Consider the following 18,567-nt stretch of genomic DNA (forward strand, 5'->3'; position numbering starts at 1 on the left):
AATGATTACTGCTACCGATATATCCGTGGGCTATGGCGGAAAGCTGGTCATCGAGTCGGCAGGGCTGCAAGCCGGCCCCGGGGAAGTGGTCGGGCTGATCGGCCCCAACGGCAGCGGCAAGTCCACCCTGCTGCGCACGCTCTATGCGGCGCTGAAGCCCACCGCCGGGCTGGTGCTTGTCGACGAGCGCCCGGTCACCGAACTGCGCGGCAACGAACTGGCCCGCAGAATTGCGGTCGTGGCCCAGGAAACCCCCACCGAATTGCCGGTCAGCGTCGCCGAAATGGTGCTCCTGGGCAGGGCACCGCACCGCAAGGCGCTGGCCGCCATGTCCCGCGAGGACCACCGGGCAGTTGCCTCGGCGCTGGCCCGGGTCGGCGCCCGGCACCTGGCCGACCGCCGCTACTCGACCCTCTCCGGGGGCGAGAAGCAGCGCGTGCTGGTGGCCCGGACCTTGGCCCAGCAGGCCGAGCACCTGCTGCTGGACGAGCCCACCAACCACCTCGATATCCGCTACCAGCATGAGCTGCTGCGCATGGTCGGAGAACTGGGAACCACGACGGTGGTGGTGCTGCACGACCTGAATCTGGCGGCCCGCTACTGCAGCAAGCTGGTGCTGCTGGCCAACGGCGGAATCATCGCCGCGGGGACGCCCCACCAGGTGCTGGCGCCCGAACTCCTGCTGCAGGTCTACGGGATCCATGCGCAGCCGGTGCTCGTGGACGGGATCTTGCAGCTGGTGTTCAGCCTGGCCGATGAGCCAGAACTGCAACATAGCGGAAGTCCGGTGCCCGGATGATAGCCTGCCCGGTAGGCAAGCGCTGTCAGCGCGCCTGCCTGCCGGGCCCCAAGCATTGACCGTGAAAGGTACACCTGCCATGACGTCTTCCGCCGCTATCGAAGCAGACAAGCACTACGATCTGATCATCCTCGGCACCGGATCGGGCAACTCCATTCCCGGTCCCGAATTCGACGGGCAGTCCATTGCCATCATCGAGAAGGGCGCCTTCGGCGGCACCTGCCTGAACGTCGGCTGCATCCCGACCAAGATGTATGTCTATGCCGCAGACGTCGCCTTGGAAACCAGGGAATCGGCACGGCTGGGAATCGACGCCCAGGTCAATTCCGTGGACTGGCCCGGCATCGTCAGCCGGGTCTTCGGCAAGCGCATCGATCCGATCGCCCAGGGCGGCGAGGAGTACCGCCGCGGCGAGCAGACGCCGAATATCGACGTCTATGACCAGCACGCGCGTTTCGTCGGCGAGCGCACGCTGCGCACCGGGCAGGGAGCAGAAGCCAAGACCATCAGCGCGGACCAGATTGTCCTGGCCGCCGGTTCGCGCCCCTTCATTCCGCAGGAAATCATTGATTCGGGGGTGCATTACCACACGAACGAGGACATCATGCGCCTGGCGAGCCAGCCGAAGTCCATTGTGATCATCGGCGGCGGCTACATTGCCATGGAGTTCGCCCACGTCTTCGAGGCGCTGGGCACCAAGGTCACCATCCTGGCCCGCTCCGAGCTGATGCGCCACCTGGATGCCGACCTGCGCGAGCCCTTCAACCAGCTGGCCGCCGAACGCTATGACGTGCGCATGGGACGGACGGTGGCCAGCGCCGTGCAGGAAAGCGACGGGGTGTTGCTGACCCTGGATGACGGCTCCACCGCCAGCGCCGAGGTGCTGCTGGTAGCGACCGGGCGGGTGCCCAACGGCGACCAGTTGGACCTGCAGAATGCAGGCATCGCCTCGGACGACGGGCAGGTCAGCGTGGACGAATACGGCCGCTCGACTTCCGCTGAAGGTGTCTGGGCGCTGGGCGATATTTCCTCGCCCTTCCAGCTCAAGCATGTGGCCAACGCCGAGATGCGCGCGGTGCGCCACAATCTGCTGAACCCGCAGGACATGGTGAAGATGCCGCACGAGCACGTGCCGGCCGCGGTCTTCACCCACCCGCAGATCGCCTACGTCGGGATGACCGAAGATCAAGCCCGCGAGGCCGGGCATGATGTCACGGTCAAGGTGCAGAAGTACGGGGACGTGGCCTACGGCTGGGCGATGGAAGATGGCACCGGCATCGCAAAGCTCATCGCCGACCGGGACACCGGCAAGCTGCTCGGTGCGCACTACATGGGCCCGCAGGCCTCGACGCTGATCCAGCAGATGATCACAGTCATGGCCTTCGGTCTGGACGTGCGCGAGGTGGCAACCAAGCAGTACTGGATCCACCCGGCCCTGCCGGAAGTCACCGAGAACGCGTTGCTCGGCCTGGATTTCTCCTAGCTGCCGAAGCCGGCGGGGAGACAGCAGGCCAAGCGCCAGCTGGTTGCCAGCTGGGCGCCGCTGGCCGAGCACCGCTCGCTGTGGCAGGTTGGGAGGCGGGCGCCAGGTCCAGGCGCCGGTTCCAACGCAGAGAAGGAGAGCGCATGAAGTCCGCAAGCCGCCCCGCCGCCTGCGCCGCCGCAACGATGCTGGCCGGGGCATGGGTGCTGTCGGCCATCCCGGTCGCCCACGCCAGCACCATGGCCTACACCCAGGAAGTCTCCAGCGCCGGCACCTGCGCCATGATGGAAACTGCCACGGTGGATGCCTTCGAGGCCTCCGGCTACCAGGTGGACAGCCATGCCTGCATGCCAAGCCCCGGCGGCTACACCCTGGTGATCGAGTACACGCTATAGCCCGGTCCTGCGGCGTGATGATTATCTAGCCGCTGCAGCACCCGTGCAGACGTGTAAATTCGGGGTGCATCCAGCGTATGGCGATACCCTTGGAGTATGGCCCCACGTACCCAGTCTCAGGGGACGAAGAAGACTGCGACGCGCAAACCCAAGGCGTCCAGCTCCCCGTCCTCCAAGAAAACGCCCGAGAACCCGGATGCGGAACTCGCCCTGCCGCTGCGCGCAATCCGCAGCGTGTGGATGGGCATTGCCCGGATCTTCGGCGGCGCGTTCCGCCGCATCGGCGGAACCGTCAAGCCTGACTACGAGCTGCGCCGCGACGGCACCGGCTTGTTCCTCGCGCTGATCGCGATCATCGTCGCGGTCATCGAATGGTGGGGCCTGCGCGATGCCGGCTGGTTCGGCACCGGCGTGCACGCTGTCGCCGGCGGCACCCTGGGCTTCATGGCGGTGCTGCTGCCGGTCATCCTGTTCATCGGCGCCTTCCGGCTCTTCCGCTACCCCGAAGCTGTCACCGCGAACAACCGCATCGGCATCGGGCTGCTGATCATGACGCTCTCCGGCTCATCGATCGCCTCGCTGGCCAACGGCTCGCCGGCGGTCACCGACGACTTCGAAGCGCTGTGGAATGCCGGCGGCATGGCCGGGTCCATCCTGGGCACCCCGCTGGGCCTGCTGATCTCGGTTCCGGGCGCCATGGCGGTGTTCATTTTCCTGGTGTTCATGTCGATCCTGATCGTCACCGCCACCCCGGTGATGCAGATCCCTGCGCGCGTGCGCGCCGGCTACAACCGCCTGCTCGGCCAGGACCCGGATACGCCGCGCGCCACCCGGGCCACCGCCGCGATGGAACTGGATGCCACCCGCGAGGACCACGACCAGTCCTACCTCTATCCCGAGGCCGAGGCCGAGGCCGAGGCCCCGGCACCGAAAAAGAAGAAGCCGGGCTTCTTCGAGCGCCGTGCAGCCGCCGCCCGCAAGGTCACCGAAGTCTACGACGTGGATGGGACGGAGCACTCCGACCGCTCCGGCGATATCGCCTACGACCAGGCGGTCATCGGCGAGGATGATCCTGCCACCGACGCGATGCCTGCGGTCAACCGCAACTCCGGCAAGATCTTCGACGCCGACGAGGCGGCCACCCAGGCCATCGCCCGCCCGCAGCTGGATGGCTCAGGCCCCGCCGATGCCAGCGAAGACGCCGCCACAGTGGCGATCCCGAAACCGGCCGGCCCGCCGCCGGGGGTCAAACGCCCCACCAAGGCCGAGGCCGAAATGGCCGAGATCATGGCCAACATCGGGCTGAAGGCCGAACCCGAAGCCACCACCTCAGCGATGGACCAGGTCTCCTCGCGCGCCGCCGGGCTCGGAACTTCCCCGCAGGCGCCGATCCCGGCGCGCAGCGAGCAGCTGCAGCTCTCCGGGGATGTCACCTACACCCTGCCCGAGGAGCACTACCTGCCTGCCGGCCCGCCGGCCAAGGAAGCCTCCGAAGCCAATCAGGTGGTGGTCGACGCGCTGACCAACACGCTGCAGCAGTTCAAGGTCGATGCGCAGGTCACCGGCTTCTCGCGCGGCCCGACGGTGACCCGCTACGAGATCGAGCTGGCCCCGGGCACCAAGGTGGAGAAGGTCACCGCGCTGTCCAAGAACATCTCCTACGCCGTGGCCTCCTCGGATGTGCGCATCCTCTCGCCGATCCCGGGCAAGTCCGCCATCGGCATCGAGATCCCGAACACCGACAAGGAAGTCGTCGCCCTGGGCGACGTGCTGCGCAGCTCCAACGCCCGCAAGTCCGAGCACCCGATGGTGATGGGCGTGGGCAAGGACGTCGAGGGCGGCTTCGTCGTGGCCAACTTGGCCAAGATGCCGCACCTGCTGGTGGCCGGCGCCACCGGCGCGGGCAAGTCCTCGTTCGTGAACTCGATGATCACCTCGATCCTGATGCGCGCCACCCCCGACGAGGTGCGCATGGTCATGGTCGACCCCAAGCGCGTGGAGCTCACCGCCTACGAGGGCGTGCCGCACCTGATCACCCCGATCATCACCAACCCGAAGAAGGCCGCCGAGGCCCTGCAGTGGGTGGTCCGCGAAATGGACACCCGCTACGACGACCTGGCCAACTTCGGCTTCAAGCACATCGACGACTTCAACAAGGCGGTCAAGGCCGGCAAGGTGCACCCTCCCGAGGGTTCCAAGCGCGTGCTCAAGCCCTACCCGTACCTGCTGGTGATCGTCGACGAGCTCGCCGATTTGATGATGGTCGCCCCGCGCGATGTGGAAGAGTCCATCGTGCGCATCACCCAGCTGGCGCGTGCCGCCGGCATCCACCTGGTGCTGGCCACCCAGCGCCCGTCGGTGGACGTGGTCACCGGCCTGATCAAGGCCAACGTGCCTTCGCGCATGGCCTTCGCCACCTCTTCGGTCACCGACTCCCGCGTGGTCCTGGACCAGCCCGGCGCGGAGAAGCTGCTGGGCCAGGGCGACGCGCTGTTCCTGCCGATGGGCACCTCCAAGCCGATGCGCGTCCAGGGCGCCTGGGTCACCGAATCGGAGATCCACCGCGTCGTCGAGCACGTCAAGAGCCAGCTGCAGCCCGAATACCGGGACGACGTGATCCCGGCCGCCGAGAAGAAGAAGCAGATCGACGAGGACATCGGAGACGACCTGGAGCTGCTGCTGCAGGCCACCGAGCTCGTGGTCACCAGCCAGTTCGGTTCCACCTCGATGCTGCAGCGCAAGCTGCGCGTGGGCTTCGCCAAGGCAGGTCGCCTGATGGACCTGATGGAATCGCGCGGCGTGGTCGGCCCTTCCGAAGGCTCCAAGGCCCGCGACGTGCTGATCCAGCCGGACGACCTGCCGATGGTGCTGGCCGCGATGCGCGGGGACGATCCGGCCACCAGCACCCCGTCGGCCACCGAGGCGGCGCTGGTCGCCGAGGCCAATGTGAACCATGCCGAGCCGGTCACCGACTATGCCGAGGACCTGGTCGCCAGGGATCTGGAGGATCGCCCGCAGGCCGTGGACTACTTCGACGGCTCCGATGACGACGATTCGGGCGAGGACGCCTGGAACCTGACAGGAAGAAACTGATACCCATGAGCGAGCAAGCTGGCCGCAGTGCCCAGCCACCGGTACCGACGCTGAACATCGCCAACGTGCTCACCACCATCCGCATCATCATGGTGCCGTTCTTCATCTGGGCGCTGATGGCGGACAACCACGAGCAGGGCCTGTGGCGCTGGGTCGCACTGGCACTGTTCGTAGTGGCCATGTACACCGACAAGCTCGACGGGGACCTGGCGCGCAGCCGCGGGCTGATCACCAACTTCGGCAAGATCGCCGACCCGATCGCGGACAAGCTGCTCACCGGCTCGGCGCTGGTGTGCTTCTCGATCCTGGCCGAGCTGCCCTGGTGGGTCACCATCGTGATCCTGGTCCGCGAATGGGGCATCACCCTGCTGCGCGTGGTGGTCATCCGCTACGGCGTGATCGCCGCGAACATGGGCGGGAAGATCAAGACCGTGCTGCAGGCCATCGTGATCGGGGTCTACCTGCTGCCCTACACCCACACCATCGACTGGTTGGGCACCGCGGCCTGGTACCTGATGCTGCTGACCCTGGCGGTCACCGTGGTCACCGGCATCGAATACCTCATCAAGGCCGGCCAGCTGGTGGCGGCCGCCAAGAAGCGGGAGCAGTGACGCCATGAGGCCCACCGCCCCCGAGGTGATTGCCAAGGCCATCGACGGCGCCGTGCAGCTGGCGACCGCGGAATCGCTGACCGCCGGAATGATCGCCGCGCGCCTGGCCGAAGTTCCCGGCGCCTCGGCCGTATTGCGCGGGGGAGTCGTCAGCTATTCCTCCGAGGTCAAGGCCTCGCTGCTGGGCGTCGACGAAGCACTGCTGGCGGCCAACGGCTCGGTGGATCCCGAGGTGGCCCGGCAGATGGCCGTCGGCGCGCAGCGAGCCTGCGGCGCCGACGCGGCGATTTCGGCAACCGGAGTCGCCGGCCCTGAGCCGCACGATGGCAAGGCCGTGGGCACCGTGTATATTGGATGGGCCATGGGAGCCGACTCCGGGTCCGACGCCCACCACTTTGTGGGGGACCGGGCGCAGATCCGCGAGCAGAGCACCCAAGCGGCACTTCACCAGTTCGCTGCCATCTTGGATAAAGCTTCTTCACAGTAAGACACGAAATACTTTTCTTCCTGGGATATTACGCAAAAACCATCCCGGATGTGGCGTAGCTCGCATTTATGTGATTAGGGTGAACGTACGGGAACAAAATCGTATGACCTGTCGTTGTACGAATTGAAGGGCCGCAAGGATGGCCCCCGTATTTGATTAGATCTTCGAGATGGACCTAGGAGCAGAGGCTAAATTCATGGTCAAGCAACCCGTAACTGTCAATGGTGTCGTCCGTTGGCGCGATATGGGAGAAGCCCATATGGTCCAGCCCGAGAAGGAGGAGCACAAAATGGTAGTACTCCGTCATGAAATCGGCGATGTCCTGCGCGACGTCCGCCAGCGCCAGGGTCGTACCCTGCGCGAGGTTTCGCACAGCGCACGAGTTTCCCTCGGATACCTGTCCGAGGTTGAGCGTGGCCAGAAGGAAGCCTCTTCGGAGCTGCTCTCCTCAATCTGCGTTGCGCTGGAAATCCCATTGTCATTGATGCTCCGTGAAGTATCCGAGCGCGTTGCCTTGGCAGAGGGCATTGCGATCCCGGATACCGTCCCGACGGATATGGCCGACGAGTTTGCCGCCAAGGGCAACAGCAAGCCACTGGCCTCGGTCTAGCATCATCTTTTCCAGGCCGCCGCTACTCAGTAATCGAGACTGCCGGCAGCCATGCAAGGAGCCTGCGCGAAATGCGCGGGCTCCTTGCCTTTGCGTGGGAGAATTATCAGGTGAAAATCAGCGATTTCTGGCGAAATATGGAAAACGAGTTCGGTCCGCGGTACTCCCGCGTGCTGGCCGATTCCATGGCCCTGACCGAACTCGGCAGCCTGACTGCGGCACAGGCGCTCGATAGGGGCATCAAGCCCAAGCAGATCTGGGAAGCCCTGTGCCGGGCGCAAGATGTTCCGGCTGAACGCTGGCTTGGCGTGGATATCGAGCCGAAGCAATAGTAGGGATTCCATTCGAATACCCATGCAGTAATTCTTCGAACACGCCGTGTTGAATTTCGAACACCTGTTCGGATAGGGTTATGCTGGAGACAACGCAGGAAACTGCGCCAAGAACTTAAGCACTGGGATTGTCCACACTTCTGGGCTATCGGAGTCCAAAGTGTCGGTGGGCAAGCATACTGTCTATTGCAGGACAAAAATCATGAGCAAGTACGTAGCAGGCTTGCAAGAGCAAAGGTGAACCATGGCAGCAAAAAATGATCGGGAAAAGGCGCTAGAGGCTGTCCTGGGCCAAATTGACAAGGCCTATGGCAAAGGCTCGGTCATGCGCCTGGGCGACGAAACCCGCGCACCCATTGAAGTAATCCCTACCGGCTCGGTTGCCCTGGATGCCGCCCTTGGCATTGGCGGATTGCCACGCGGCCGCGTGGTGGAGATCTATGGTCCGGAATCTTCGGGCAAGACCACGGTTGCCCTGCACGCAGTCGCCAGCGCACAGAAGGCCGGCGGCGTCGCGGCATTCATCGATGCCGAGCACGCGCTGGATCCGGAATACGCCAAGAAGCTGGGCGTCGACACCGATGCGCTGCTGGTCTCCCAGCCGGATACCGGCGAGCAGGCACTGGAAATCATGGATATGCTCGTGGGCTCCGGTGCACTGGATATCATCGTCATCGACTCCGTGGCGGCACTGGTTCCCCGCGCCGAAATCGAAGGCGAGATGGGCGACAGCCACGTCGGCCTGCAGGCTCGACTGATGTCCCAGGCATTGCGCAAGATCACCGGCCGCCTCTCGGCCTCGAAGACCACCGCAATCTTCATCAACCAGCTGCGTGAGAAGATCGGTGTCTTCTTCGGCAGCCCGGAAACCACCACAGGTGGCAAGGCGCTGAAGTTCTACGCTTCGGTGCGCATCGATATCCGCCGCATTGAGACCCTGAAAGAGGGCACCAACCCGGTCGGCAACCGTACCCGCTGCAAGATCGTCAAGAACAAGATGGCTCCTCCTTTCAAGCAGGCCGAGTTCGACATCCTGTACGGCCACGGCATCTCCAAGGAAGGCTCGCTCATCGACATGGGCGTCGAGCACAACCTGGTCAAGAAGTCCGGTGCCTGGTTCACCTATGACGGAGACCAGCTGGGCCAGGGCAAGGAAAACGCCCGCCGCTTCCTGCGCGACAACCCGGATCTGGCCAACGAGCTCGAACGCCAGATCCTGCAGAAGCTCGGCGTCCTGCCAATGGAAGAAGTTGAAGAAGACGAGACAGAACTGCGAGTCGTCGAGGGCGATCAGTAGTGGCCTCAGGCTTCCAACGACGTAGCGTCCGACCCGGAAAGAATTCCGGGTCGGACGCTACGTCCGTTTCCAAAGAGTTCCAGGGCGACCTCGAAGACATGCCGGACTGGGCCAGGCCCAGCCCGGAAGAATTGGAAGCCCAAGCGGCTGGGGAATCAGCCAAGCGGGACCGGGCGGCTCAGCGGGCATCCCAGCGCGCTGCGGCGCCTGCAATGCCGGCCGGCAGCACCTCGCGAACCATTGCCAGCTTCTCCGAGCAGCCGGCGAAACCGGGCAGCATCGAAGAGCTGCGCGCGGCCATGGAGCAGATTGTGGCTGCGCCCGCGCCGGCCAAACCGTCGAAGCAGGAACGCCGCGAAGCGCGCGAAGCGCGAAAAGCTGCCCGCCAAGCGGGGGAGCCTGAAGAGCTCAGCGACGACCAGTGGCGGGAAAAGGCGCGCGGAATTTTGCTGCGCCAGCTCACGGCCAGCGACAAGACCGCCAAGCAGCTCAAGGACAAGCTCCTTGAGAATGAATGCCCGGAAGACATTGCCGATGAGGTCATCGACCGCTATGCCGAGATCAACCTCGTGGATGATGAACGCTTTGCGAAGTCCTGGGTCGTTGCCCGCGCTCGCTCGCGTGGATTAGCCCGCGGTGCGATCAAGCGCGAGCTGCGCACCAAGGGCGTGGACGACGAGCTGGCCGCTGAAGCGCTGGAGCAAATCGATGACGAAGCGGAGGAGCAGCGAGCCCGCGAACTGGTGCGCGCGAAGCTGCGTCCCGAATCCATGGGCGCCGATCGGGACAAAGCCCTGCGCCGGCTCGTGGGGATGCTGGGCCGCAAAGGCTACAACGGCGGCATGGCGTTCAAGGTCGCCCGCGAGGAATGGGAAGAGCGCTTCGGCAATCGCTACTGATGTCGTTTCGGATGCCGCCCTGGTGCGTTTCTCCGGCGCTCAAGCCAATCGTCAATGCCCTGGTAGGCCCAGAGGCTCAAGACCAGGACCCCGGCAAGCATCGAGCCGACACCGATATTGAACAGCAGGCTGTCGGTTTGTCCATCAATGGGCGGGATGATGCCAATAGCGATCGGGATGGCGAGAAGGAAAAGCGCGGATAATCCTGCCATCCACCAGTCGAAGATCTTCATGCCGCGCGACAACCGCAACGGTCGGTACTTAACGGTTTTCTGGTGCTTGCCTGGCGAATGGTTTTCCACGGATTGCCCTTTCATACGCCGAATCAGCTATCGAAAAGCCTATTCCTTTTCCTGGCCTTCCACCCGAAGGCGCGCACCGACGGCCACTAGGCCGTAACCGTGAAGGCAACCAGGAGTCCAGCGGAGGCTCGCCTACATTTCAGCGGCACCCGATCTTCGGTAATCTTTAAGGGTGACTGAGCAACATACCTTGAGCAACATCGGCAGCGAAGAACTACCCCGTACCTATGAGGTACGTACCTTCGGCTGCCAAATGAACGTCCACGACTCCGAGCGCCTCTCTGGCCTGCTGGAAGATGCAGGGCTGAGCCGCAAGCCGGAAGAGCTGGCCGAAGAAGTCGCCGACGTTGTTGTCTTCAACACCTGCGCAGTGCGTGAGAACGCAGACAACAAGCTGTACGGGCACCTGGGCATGCTCAAGAACCTGAAGGCTGAACGCCCCAATATGCAAATTGCCGTCGGCGGCTGCCTTGCTCAGAAGGACCGCGACACCATCATCAAGAAGGCCCCATGGGTCGACGTGGTTTTCGGCACGCACAACATCGGCTCGCTGCCCACGCTGCTGGCCCGCTCGCGCCACAACCAGAAGGCGCAACTGGAGATCCTTGAATCCCTGGATGTCTTCCCCTCCACGTTGCCTACCCGACGCGAATCCGTGTACGCCGGCTGGGTCTCCATCTCCGTAGGGTGCAATAACACCTGCACCTTCTGCATCGTCCCTTCCCTGCGCGGCAAGGAGCGGGACCGCCGCCCGGGCGAGATCCTCGCCGAAATCCAGGCCCTCGTAGAAGACGGCGCCATCGAAGTGACCCTGCTGGGCCAAAATGTGAACTCCTACGGCGTGGAATTCGGAGACCGCCTGGCCTTCGGCAAGCTGCTGCGCGCTTGCGGTGAAATCGAAGGACTGGAACGCGTGCGCTTCACCAGCCCGCACCCGGCGGCCTTCACCGATGACGTCATCGATGCCATGGCGGAAACACCTAACGTGATGCCGCAGCTGCACATGCCGCTGCAGTCCGGCTCGGACAAGGTGCTCAAGGACATGCGCCGCTCCTATCGGTCCAAGAAATTCCTCGGGATCCTGGACAAGGTCCGCGAACGCATCCCGCATGCGGCAATCACCACCGACATCATTGTCGGCTTCCCCGGTGAAACGGAAGAAGACTTCCAGGCGACCCTCGACGTGGTTGAAGCGTCGCGGTTCTCCTCGGCCTTCACCTTCCAGTACTCCAAGCGTCCGGGCACCCCGGCAGCCGATCTGGACGAACAGCTTCCCAAGGCAGTGGTGCAGGAACGCTATGAGCGCTTGACGGCGTTGCAGGACCGCATTTCCAAGGAGGAGAACGCGAAGCAGCTGGGCCGTACCGTGGAAGTCATGGCCACCGAACAGTCCGGACGCAAGGCCGAAGAGACCCACCGTCTCTCCGGACGCTCGCAGGACCAGCGCCTGGTGCACTTCTCGGTACCTGAAGGTGCCCAGGCCCCGCGCCCTGGCGACCTGGTAACCCTGCCGATCACCGAAGTAGCGGCATTCCACCTGATCTCCGATCCCACCGTGGACCAGTACTCCCTGCGCCGTTCGCGCGCCGGGGATGCGTGGGACCGGGCGCAGGCCGAAAGCTGCGGGGTTCCAGCGCCCGCGGCCAACGGATCGAAAGGCCGCACGAGCTTGGGCATGCCGACGTTGAAAGTGCGCAGCTAGCCATATGGCCACTTCGAACCTGCCGGTGATTGCCATCGTCGGCCCCACAGGTACCGGCAAGTCGGACTTGGCCATCGCCGTGGCGCAGGAACTGGGCGGGGAAATCGTCAATTCCGATGCCCTGCAGTTCTACCGCGGCATGGACATCGGCACCGCGAAGCTGCCGGTGAATGAGCGTGGCGGCATCGAGCATCACCTGCTCGACACCATGGGCATCACCGAGGAAGCATCCGTTGCCGCCTTCCAAGCCGAAGCCCGCGACCACTTCGCCCAAATCCGTGCCCGCGGCAAGGTTCCGGTGATGGTCGGAGGCTCGGGACTGTATGTGCGGGCGGCCCTTGATGTCATCGATTTCCCGCCGACAGATCCAGACGTCAGGAAACGGCTGGAGGCCGAGGTCGAGGCTCAAGGAGACGGACCGCTGCGCCGCCGGCTGGCTGAGGTTGACCCGGTATCCGCAGCACGCAATCTTGACTTGCGCCGCGCGATCCGCGCCCTTGAAGTCCACGAGATTTCCGGTCGGGCCTTCAGCTCCTTCATGCCGCAACGCGAGTATGCCGCTCCGGCAATCCAGATCGGCTTGAACTACGACCGCCAGGCATTGCATGAGGCCTTGGAAACTCGAGTGCACAAGATGGATGCCATGGGATTGGCCGCGGAAGTCGAGGGACTGCTCGGCCAGGGATTGCGCGACGGCAAGACTGCCTCGCGCGCCATCGGCTACCAGCAGTACATCGACTTCCTCGACGGGCAGATCACCCGGGACGAAGCCATTGACCAGACGGTCATTGCCACCCGCAAGTTCGCGCGACGCCAAATCACCTGGTTCAACGCAGATGAGCGGGTCAACTGGCTGAACCCGCTGGAACCTGGGCTGCTGGAAAAAACACTGCAGATCATCGGCTAGCCAACGTACGAACGAAAACTCTAGGAGCATTGATGTACCGCACCGAATTAGGTCAGCTGGCCGGACAACGTTTCGCCAAGGGCCATGCCACCGGCAACGACTTCGTGCTGATTGCCGACCCGGAAGCGCAGCTGGATCTCAACGCCGAACAGGTGGCGGCCCTGTGCCACCGCCGCTTCGGCATTGGCGGTGACGGGCTGATCCGTGCCGTGCCCACCGCCAAGGTTCCCGGATACGAAGGGCAGTTCCTGGAGCACCCCAGGGCCTACTGGTTCATGGATTACCGGAACAATGACGGCTCCATCGCCGAGATGTGCGGCAACGGCGTACGCGCCTTCGCTCACTACCTGATTGCCGAAGGGCTCGTGAGCCTCCAGGTCGGGCAAAGTTTCCAGATCGGCAGCCGTGCCGGCGTCAAGGAAATTACCCGACTCGCTGATGGCTACGCGGTGAACCTCGGCCCCTGGGGATTGATCTTCGAGCAGGAAGCCGCCGAAAAATCGGTGGACTCCATGGTCAAGCCCAGAGGCTGGGAGCAGGCGCTGCCGGCCTTGAGCATCACCATGGGCAACCCGCACACCGTAGTTGCCTTGCCAGACGTCCAGATGCTTGAAGAACTGGACCTGTTCCAAGCCCCAGAGGTATCTCCGGTCCCTGCCAACGGCACCAACGTGGAATTCGTGGTTCCTTCCGAGCCGCTGATCGAAGAGGACGGGGTTGCCCAGGTCCAGATGCGCGTCCATGAACGGGGGGTCGGCGAGACGCTCTCATGCGGTACCGGTGCGTGTGCGGCCGCGGCAGCCGTACGCTACTGGGCACGCAGCACCGCGCTGATCAACCAGTGGGCTGTCAAGGTGCCCGGCGGTGTCGTCGGCGTTGAATTCCGTGGCAATGCAGAGGGCGGCGAAGATACGATCCTCAGCGGCCCGGCAGACCTGGTTGCACGCGGGATCATCGGTTCAGAGTAGACCTGATCGGCTCTATAGCAAAAATCGCAGAATAGCCTCGCGAGCGATTCTGCGATTTTGCTTTTGGCAATCAGGCCGGACGCGCTACCTTCAGCACTCGGAAGGCCTTGGCGGTCGCTTCACGGGTGATCTTCCAATCCGAGGGAAGCTGCTCAACCAGCCACTTCTGCAGCGAATCGCTACCCAGGTTCTTCTGCACCACCATCCATGCCTCGCCACCCGGGGCCAACCGCGGCAACCACAGCATCAGCAATTCATGCAGGGCATCCTTGCCGATGCGAATGGGCGGGTTCGACCAGATGGTGTCGAATTGCAGGCTCGGATCCACGGACTCAGGGGTGCCGACAACTACGTTGGACAAGCCGAGCGCCGCGGCGTTCAAGCGGGCCAGGTCGATGGAACGCTCATTGACATCCACGCCGTAGACCTCGGACTGGGGGGACTGCTCGGCGGCGGCCAGGGTGATGGGTCCCCAGCCGCACCCGATATCCAGAATGCGTCCGCGAGGGGTTGGCACGTACTGCAGCAGCACCGCCGTTCCCTTGTCCAGACCGGCGGGGGAGAAGATTCCCGAGGCCGTCTGCACTTTGCGCAACGAGCCGTTGAGCTCGACTTCGATGGTGCGCCGTTCATCTGCCGAGGCCGGGCTGGCGGTGAAGTAGTGATCCGAGGTCATAGGCAAAGCTTATCGCCCAGTACGGATACCCCAAAGATCAGCGTCGGCAACGTGAGCAAGGCGATATGGGCGTGAGCAGATATCACTGATAGAGTTTTCCCTATGACTTTCATTTTCGTCTAATACGTAGCCCTCTTGGTTACCCGCGGTTCCACGAGCTGGCCGCGCAGTTCTTGCGCGCCCACCGGGCTGAATCAGCAGACGGCAAAGTCATTTCCCATTACCTGGCAGTTCTTCTTTCCAGAACCCCGCACACGCCTTTGCTTACCGGTAACCATGCATTCACCTGTCTGCCCATAGACCTTTACTCCTTGCAAAGGACCACGAATGTTTGATGAACCAACCGAAACTGAACGCGCCACGTCGCAAAGTGGGGTCCACCCGCACTATTCTGGAAAGCGAAGTACTTCTAAGGAGACCATGACTAACTCCGAGTCACACGAGCACGATTCGGCATCGATGGATGATGCCCAGATCCAGGCCGCCATCGATCGAATTCTCGCAGCCGATGATGCGCAGAGCCCGCAGGTTCAGCACTTCGGCGAAGAAGAGAATTCCATTTTCGCTGGCCAGGCTACTGCACTGAACCGTTTTTCCTCAGGCCTCAGCAATTTCGACGGGGACCAGGAAGATCTGGAGGATCGCCGCGCGCTGCGTCGCGTCGCAGGCCTGTCCACGGAACTGGAAGACGTCACCGAGGTTGAATACCGCCAGCTGCGCTTGGAACGCGTCGTGCTGGCGGGCATCTGGAGCGATGGTACCGTCGCCGACGCCGAGAACTCCCTGCGCGAGCTCGCCGCCTTGGCGGAGACCGCAGGTTCCGAAGTCCTCGATGGCCTGGTGCAGCGCCGCAGCAAGCCGGACCCTTCGACCTTCCTCGGCTCGGGGAAGGCCGAAGAGCTGCGCGGAATCGTTGCGTCAACGGGTGCCGATACCGTGATTGTCGATGCAGAGCTGGCGCCATCGCAGCGCCGCGCCCTGGAAGACATCGTCAAGGTCAAGGTCATCGACCGCACCAGCCTGATCCTGGACATCTTTGCGCAGCATGCCCAATCGCGCGAGGGCAAGGCCCAGGTTGAACTGGCCCAGCTCGAATACCTGCTGCCACGTCTTCGCGGCTGGGGCGAATCGATGTCCCGCCAGGCCGGTGGCCGCGTAGGTGCCGCCGGTGGTGGCATCGGTTCGCGTGGACCGGGTGAAACCAAGATCGAGATGGACCGCCGCCGCATTCGCGACCGCATGGCGAAGCTGCGCCGCGAGATCAAGGCCATGAAGCCTGCGCGTGAAGCCAAGCGTGCCAACCGCAAGCGCAATGCGGTTCCAGCCGTGGCCATTGCCGGCTACACCAACGCCGGCAAATCCTCGCTGCTCAACCGCTTGACCAACGCCGGGGTGCTGGTGGAGAACGCGCTGTTCGCCACCCTGGATCCAACCGTCCGCCAGTCGGCGACGGAGGACGGGTTGACCTACACGCTGGCCGATACCGTCGGCTTCGTATCCAACCTCCCGACCCAGCTGGTGGAAGCCTTCCGATCCACGCTGGAGGAAATCGCCGATTCGGATCTCATCCTGCACGTCGTTGACGGGTCCCACCCTGATCCCGAAGGGCAGATCCAGGCCGTGCGCACCGTGCTCGGCGAAGTCGACGCGTTGAACATTCCAGAGATCATCGTGGTCAACAAGGCCGATGTGGCTGACCCGTTCGTTATCGAACGCATCCGCAACCGGGAATCCAACACCGTGGTCGTCTCCGCGCACACCGGTGAAGGCATCCAGGAGCTGCTCGAAAAGATCAGCTCATCGATTCCACGCCCCGGCATCCAGCTTGAGGTGCTCATTCCCTACAACCGCGGGGATTTGATCGCCAAGCTGCACCAGAGCGAATCAGAGATCTTGGAAAGCGAACACCTGGAGGAGGGCACCCGGATGATCGTCAAGGTGCGCGATTCCCTAGCTGCAGAGTTGGAGACCTTCAACCTTCATGGATAAGCAAGAGCAGGCCCTGGGGCTCCTGGAGGCCGCGGTCACTTCCATGGGCGGTGCCATGCGCACCGGCCAGCAGGAAATGGTCAAGCATGTGGTCAGCGCGCTGGAAGATGAAAAGCACTTGCTGGTGCAGGCAGGCACCGGCACTGGCAAGTCGATGGGCTACCTGATTCCGGCATTGGCCCACGCGCAGACCAGCGCCAAGCCGGTGATCGTCTCCACCGCGACCTTGGCGCTGCAATCGCAGATTGTCGGCCGTGACGTGCCGCGGTTGCTCGAATCGCTCAAGGGCAAGCTCTCGCGCCCGATGGATGTGGCCCTGCTCAAGGGACGCTCGAACTACCTGTGCCAGTACAAGCTCGGCGGCGGGTACCCGGATGACGAAGGCACGCTTTTCTCGATGGATGAGCCGGCAGCTCCTGCCGGCACCACCTATTCGCCGTTGGCCAGCGAGGTCATGAAGCTGCGCGAATGGGCTGAAGAGACTGAGACCGGTGACCGCGATGAGCTGGTGCCCGGGGTCAGCGACAAGGCGTGGAAGCAGGTCTCGGTTTCGGCCATGGAGTGCTTGGGGTCGCAGAAGTGCCCGATGGCTGATGAATGCTTCTCGGAGATGGCTCGTGCCCGTGCCGCGGAGGCGGACGTGGTCATTACCAACCACGCCCTGCTGGCGGTATCGGCCTTCGAGGGGCTTTCGGTCCTCCCGGACTTCGAAGTCGCAATCATCGATGAGGCCCACGAACTGCAAGACCGCGTGACCAGCTCGGTGTCCGGGGCGCTCTCCGCACGCATGGTGCTCACCGCGGCTGGCGGCGCCAAACGCCATTGCGGAGTGAACGTGGACGAGATGGTCAAGGCGGCGAACCGCCTGGAGAAGTCGTTGACCGGTGTGCCCACGGGGCTGCTGGAACATGGCCTGCGCGAAGACATGGGCATCGCCCTGAACGACATCGTGGAGCAGGCCAGGCTGGCGTTGGCGCTGTCCAAGCCCGAAGCCAATGCACCGGCTGACGGCGGACGACAGACTGCCCGCTCCCAGCTGCAGGCGGTGATGGACGATGCGATTCGCATGCTCGAATCCGAAGAGCGCCGCGAGGTGCTGTACACCACCCGTCCGCGGGAGTTTGTCGAAGGCCGGGGCTACGTCGAAGCTGACGAGACCCAGCCAGCCACGTTGAACGTTGCCCCGTTGTCCGTTGCCGGCAAGCTGCGTGAAGGGCTGTTCGACGGGCGCACGGTCGTCTTGACCAGCGCTACCTTGGCTATCGGCGCGCAGTTCGACTCGGTCGCAGGCTCCCTGGGTCTGATGGGCGCAGGGGCTCCGTCCTGGACCGGCGTGGACGTCGGCAGTCCCTTCGATTACCCGAAGCAGGGCATCCTGTACGTAGCTAAGCATCTGCCCAAGCCGGGCCGCCAACTGGCTGCCGAGACGCTGGATGAGATCGAGGATCTCATCAAGGCCTCGGGCGGCGGTGCACTGGCTCTGTTCACTTCGAAACGCTCCGCCGAAGAAGCGGCAAGCATCTTGCGCGAACGCCTGGACGTGGAGATCCTGTGTCAGGGCGAGGGCAGCATGAAGTCGCTGGTCGAGCAGTTCAGCAGCGAACGCGACACCTGCCTGTTCGGAACCATGACCCTGTGGCAGGGCGTGGACGTGCCAGGAGATTCCTGCCGGCTGGTCATCATCGACAAGATCCCCTTCCCGCGCCCGGACGATCCGATCTCCAAAGCCCGTTCCGAGGACGTGGCCAAGCATGGCGGCAACGGCTTCATGCAGGTGGCCGCCACCCATGCGGCGATTCGCCTGGCCCAGGGCGCTGGACGCCTGATTCGTTCGGTCGGGGACAAGGGTGTTGTGGCGATCCTCGATTCGCGCATGGCCACTGCACGGTACGGCAGCTTCTTGAAAGCGACGCTGCCGCCGATGTGGCCGACTGTCGACAAGAAGGTCATCACCGGAGTTCTCCAGCGCTTGAACCCGGACGGGAGATAGCCGCAGCCATAGCATGAACTTGAGCTG

17 protein-coding genes are annotated in these 18,567 nt (G+C 63.7%); 15 read left to right on the forward strand and 2 right to left on the reverse strand.

Annotated features, from left to right (window positions below):
* The first annotated feature begins 1 nt into the window (after position 1).
* The 10 genes from ATK23_RS02510 to ATK23_RS02555 all read left to right on the forward strand — a co-directional run bounded on the left by ATK23_RS02510 (position 2) and on the right by ATK23_RS02555 (position 10,006).
* On the forward strand, positions 2–799 hold the full coding sequence (locus ATK23_RS02510) for an ABC transporter ATP-binding protein (RefSeq protein ID WP_066139158.1): 798 nt from the start codon (positions 2–4) through the stop codon (positions 797–799).
* Between the two features lie 79 nt (positions 800–878).
* Positions 879–2,282, forward strand: coding sequence for a mycothione reductase (gene mtr / locus ATK23_RS02515; RefSeq protein ID WP_066139154.1), 1,404 nt, complete (start codon positions 879–881; stop codon positions 2,280–2,282).
* 143 nt (positions 2,283–2,425) lie between these two features.
* Positions 2,426–2,677, forward strand: a complete 252-nt coding sequence (locus ATK23_RS02520; protein ID WP_066139151.1) for a hypothetical protein — start codon at positions 2,426–2,428, stop codon at positions 2,675–2,677.
* A gap of 96 nt (positions 2,678–2,773) precedes the next feature.
* Positions 2,774–5,770 (forward strand): FtsK/SpoIIIE family DNA translocase, encoded by a 2,997-nt coding sequence (locus ATK23_RS02525; RefSeq protein WP_083515472.1) that lies wholly within the window; start codon positions 2,774–2,776, stop codon positions 5,768–5,770.
* A gap of 5 nt (positions 5,771–5,775) precedes the next feature.
* Entirely contained in the window at positions 5,776–6,381 is a 606-nt protein-coding gene (pgsA, locus tag ATK23_RS02530; RefSeq protein WP_038992611.1) for a CDP-diacylglycerol--glycerol-3-phosphate 3-phosphatidyltransferase, read from the forward strand.
* A 4-nt stretch (positions 6,382–6,385) separates the two neighbouring features.
* Positions 6,386–6,868: a CinA family protein gene (locus ATK23_RS02535; protein ID WP_066139148.1), complete on the forward strand. Its 483-nt coding sequence runs from the start codon at positions 6,386–6,388 to the stop codon at positions 6,866–6,868.
* Positions 6,869–7,064: 196 nt separating this feature from the next.
* Positions 7,065–7,478 carry a helix-turn-helix domain-containing protein gene (locus ATK23_RS02540; RefSeq protein ID WP_038992609.1) on the forward strand — a complete coding sequence of 138 codons (414 nt, stop codon included), beginning with the start codon at positions 7,065–7,067 and terminating at the stop codon, positions 7,476–7,478.
* A 110-nt stretch (positions 7,479–7,588) separates the two neighbouring features.
* Positions 7,589–7,810, forward strand: coding sequence for a DUF3046 domain-containing protein (locus tag ATK23_RS02545; protein ID WP_066140263.1), 222 nt, complete (start codon positions 7,589–7,591; stop codon positions 7,808–7,810).
* A 244-nt stretch (positions 7,811–8,054) separates the two neighbouring features.
* On the forward strand, positions 8,055–9,107 hold the full coding sequence (gene recA / locus ATK23_RS02550; protein WP_066139145.1) for a recombinase RecA: 1,053 nt from the start codon (positions 8,055–8,057) through the stop codon (positions 9,105–9,107).
* A gap of 98 nt (positions 9,108–9,205) precedes the next feature.
* Positions 9,206–10,006, forward strand: coding sequence for a regulatory protein RecX (locus tag ATK23_RS02555; protein WP_223308913.1), 801 nt, complete (start codon positions 9,206–9,208; stop codon positions 10,004–10,006).
* Here ATK23_RS02555 and ATK23_RS02560 read toward each other — a convergent pair.
* Complete coding sequence (locus tag ATK23_RS02560) at positions 10,000–10,308, reverse strand: hypothetical protein (protein ID WP_157066337.1); 309 nt, start codon at positions 10,306–10,308, stop codon at positions 10,000–10,002. The genes ATK23_RS02555 and ATK23_RS02560 overlap by 7 nt on opposite strands.
* A gap of 172 nt (positions 10,309–10,480) precedes the next feature.
* Here ATK23_RS02560 and miaB point away from each other — a divergent pair, with 172 nt between their 5' ends.
* Genes miaB through dapF form a run of 3 tightly spaced genes read left to right on the forward strand, consistent with a single transcriptional unit; the run spans position 10,481 to position 13,885 of the window.
* Positions 10,481–12,010, forward strand: coding sequence for a tRNA (N6-isopentenyl adenosine(37)-C2)-methylthiotransferase MiaB (gene miaB / locus ATK23_RS02565; RefSeq protein ID WP_083515471.1), 1,530 nt, complete (start codon positions 10,481–10,483; stop codon positions 12,008–12,010).
* A gap of 4 nt (positions 12,011–12,014) precedes the next feature.
* Positions 12,015–12,917 carry a tRNA (adenosine(37)-N6)-dimethylallyltransferase MiaA gene (gene miaA / locus ATK23_RS02570; RefSeq protein WP_038992604.1) on the forward strand — a complete coding sequence of 301 codons (903 nt, stop codon included), beginning with the start codon at positions 12,015–12,017 and terminating at the stop codon, positions 12,915–12,917.
* 32 nt (positions 12,918–12,949) lie between these two features.
* On the forward strand, positions 12,950–13,885 hold the full coding sequence (dapF, locus tag ATK23_RS02575) for a diaminopimelate epimerase (protein ID WP_066139136.1): 936 nt from the start codon (positions 12,950–12,952) through the stop codon (positions 13,883–13,885).
* Positions 13,886–13,955: 70 nt separating this feature from the next.
* On the opposite strand, the gene ATK23_RS02580 is transcribed toward dapF, so the two are convergent.
* On the reverse strand, positions 13,956–14,561 hold the full coding sequence (locus ATK23_RS02580; RefSeq protein WP_038992599.1) for a class I SAM-dependent methyltransferase: 606 nt from the start codon (positions 14,559–14,561) through the stop codon (positions 13,956–13,958).
* Positions 14,562–14,981: 420 nt separating this feature from the next.
* On the opposite strand from ATK23_RS02580, the gene hflX reads away from it, so the two are divergent.
* Both hflX and ATK23_RS02590 read left to right on the forward strand, forming a co-directional pair.
* Positions 14,982–16,550, forward strand: coding sequence for a GTPase HflX (gene hflX / locus ATK23_RS02585; RefSeq protein WP_066139134.1), 1,569 nt, complete (start codon positions 14,982–14,984; stop codon positions 16,548–16,550).
* Positions 16,543–18,540 carry an ATP-dependent DNA helicase gene (locus ATK23_RS02590; RefSeq protein ID WP_066139131.1) on the forward strand — a complete coding sequence of 666 codons (1,998 nt, stop codon included), beginning with the start codon at positions 16,543–16,545 and terminating at the stop codon, positions 18,538–18,540. Before hflX ends, ATK23_RS02590 begins: the two co-directional genes overlap by 8 nt.
* The last annotated feature ends 27 nt before the right edge of the window (positions 18,541–18,567 follow it).

This window comes from Glutamicibacter nicotianae (genome assembly GCF_002797775.1).
GTDB classification, from domain to species: domain Bacteria; phylum Actinomycetota; class Actinomycetes; order Actinomycetales; family Micrococcaceae; genus Glutamicibacter; species Glutamicibacter nicotianae.

Bases quoted from the DNA above. Each gene is read 5' to 3' on its own strand.
- ATK23_RS02590 (WP_066139131.1), top strand. From the start codon at position 16,543: ATGGATAAGCAAGAGCAGGCCCTGGGGCTCCTGGAGGCCGCGGTCACT.
- ATK23_RS02510 (WP_066139158.1), top strand. From the start codon at position 2: ATGATTACTGCTACCGATATATCCGTGGGCTATGGCGGAAAGCTGGTC.
- miaA (WP_038992604.1), top strand. From the start codon at position 12,015: ATGGCCACTTCGAACCTGCCGGTGATTGCCATCGTCGGCCCCACAGGT.
- ATK23_RS02535 (WP_066139148.1), top strand. From the start codon at position 6,386: ATGAGGCCCACCGCCCCCGAGGTGATTGCCAAGGCCATCGACGGCGCC.
- ATK23_RS02580 (WP_038992599.1), bottom strand. From the start codon at position 14,561: ATGACCTCGGATCACTACTTCACCGCCAGCCCGGCCTCGGCAGATGAA.
- pgsA (WP_038992611.1), top strand. From the start codon at position 5,776: ATGAGCGAGCAAGCTGGCCGCAGTGCCCAGCCACCGGTACCGACGCTG.
- mtr (WP_066139154.1), top strand. From the start codon at position 879: ATGACGTCTTCCGCCGCTATCGAAGCAGACAAGCACTACGATCTGATC.
- ATK23_RS02555 (WP_223308913.1), top strand. From the start codon at position 9,206: ATGCCGGACTGGGCCAGGCCCAGCCCGGAAGAATTGGAAGCCCAAGCG.
- ATK23_RS02525 (WP_083515472.1), top strand. From the start codon at position 2,774: ATGGCCCCACGTACCCAGTCTCAGGGGACGAAGAAGACTGCGACGCGC.
- recA (WP_066139145.1), top strand. From the start codon at position 8,055: ATGGCAGCAAAAAATGATCGGGAAAAGGCGCTAGAGGCTGTCCTGGGC.
- hflX (WP_066139134.1), top strand. From the start codon at position 14,982: ATGACTAACTCCGAGTCACACGAGCACGATTCGGCATCGATGGATGAT.
- ATK23_RS02520 (WP_066139151.1), top strand. From the start codon at position 2,426: ATGAAGTCCGCAAGCCGCCCCGCCGCCTGCGCCGCCGCAACGATGCTG.
- ATK23_RS02540 (WP_038992609.1), top strand. From the start codon at position 7,065: ATGGTCAAGCAACCCGTAACTGTCAATGGTGTCGTCCGTTGGCGCGAT.
- dapF (WP_066139136.1), top strand. From the start codon at position 12,950: ATGTACCGCACCGAATTAGGTCAGCTGGCCGGACAACGTTTCGCCAAG.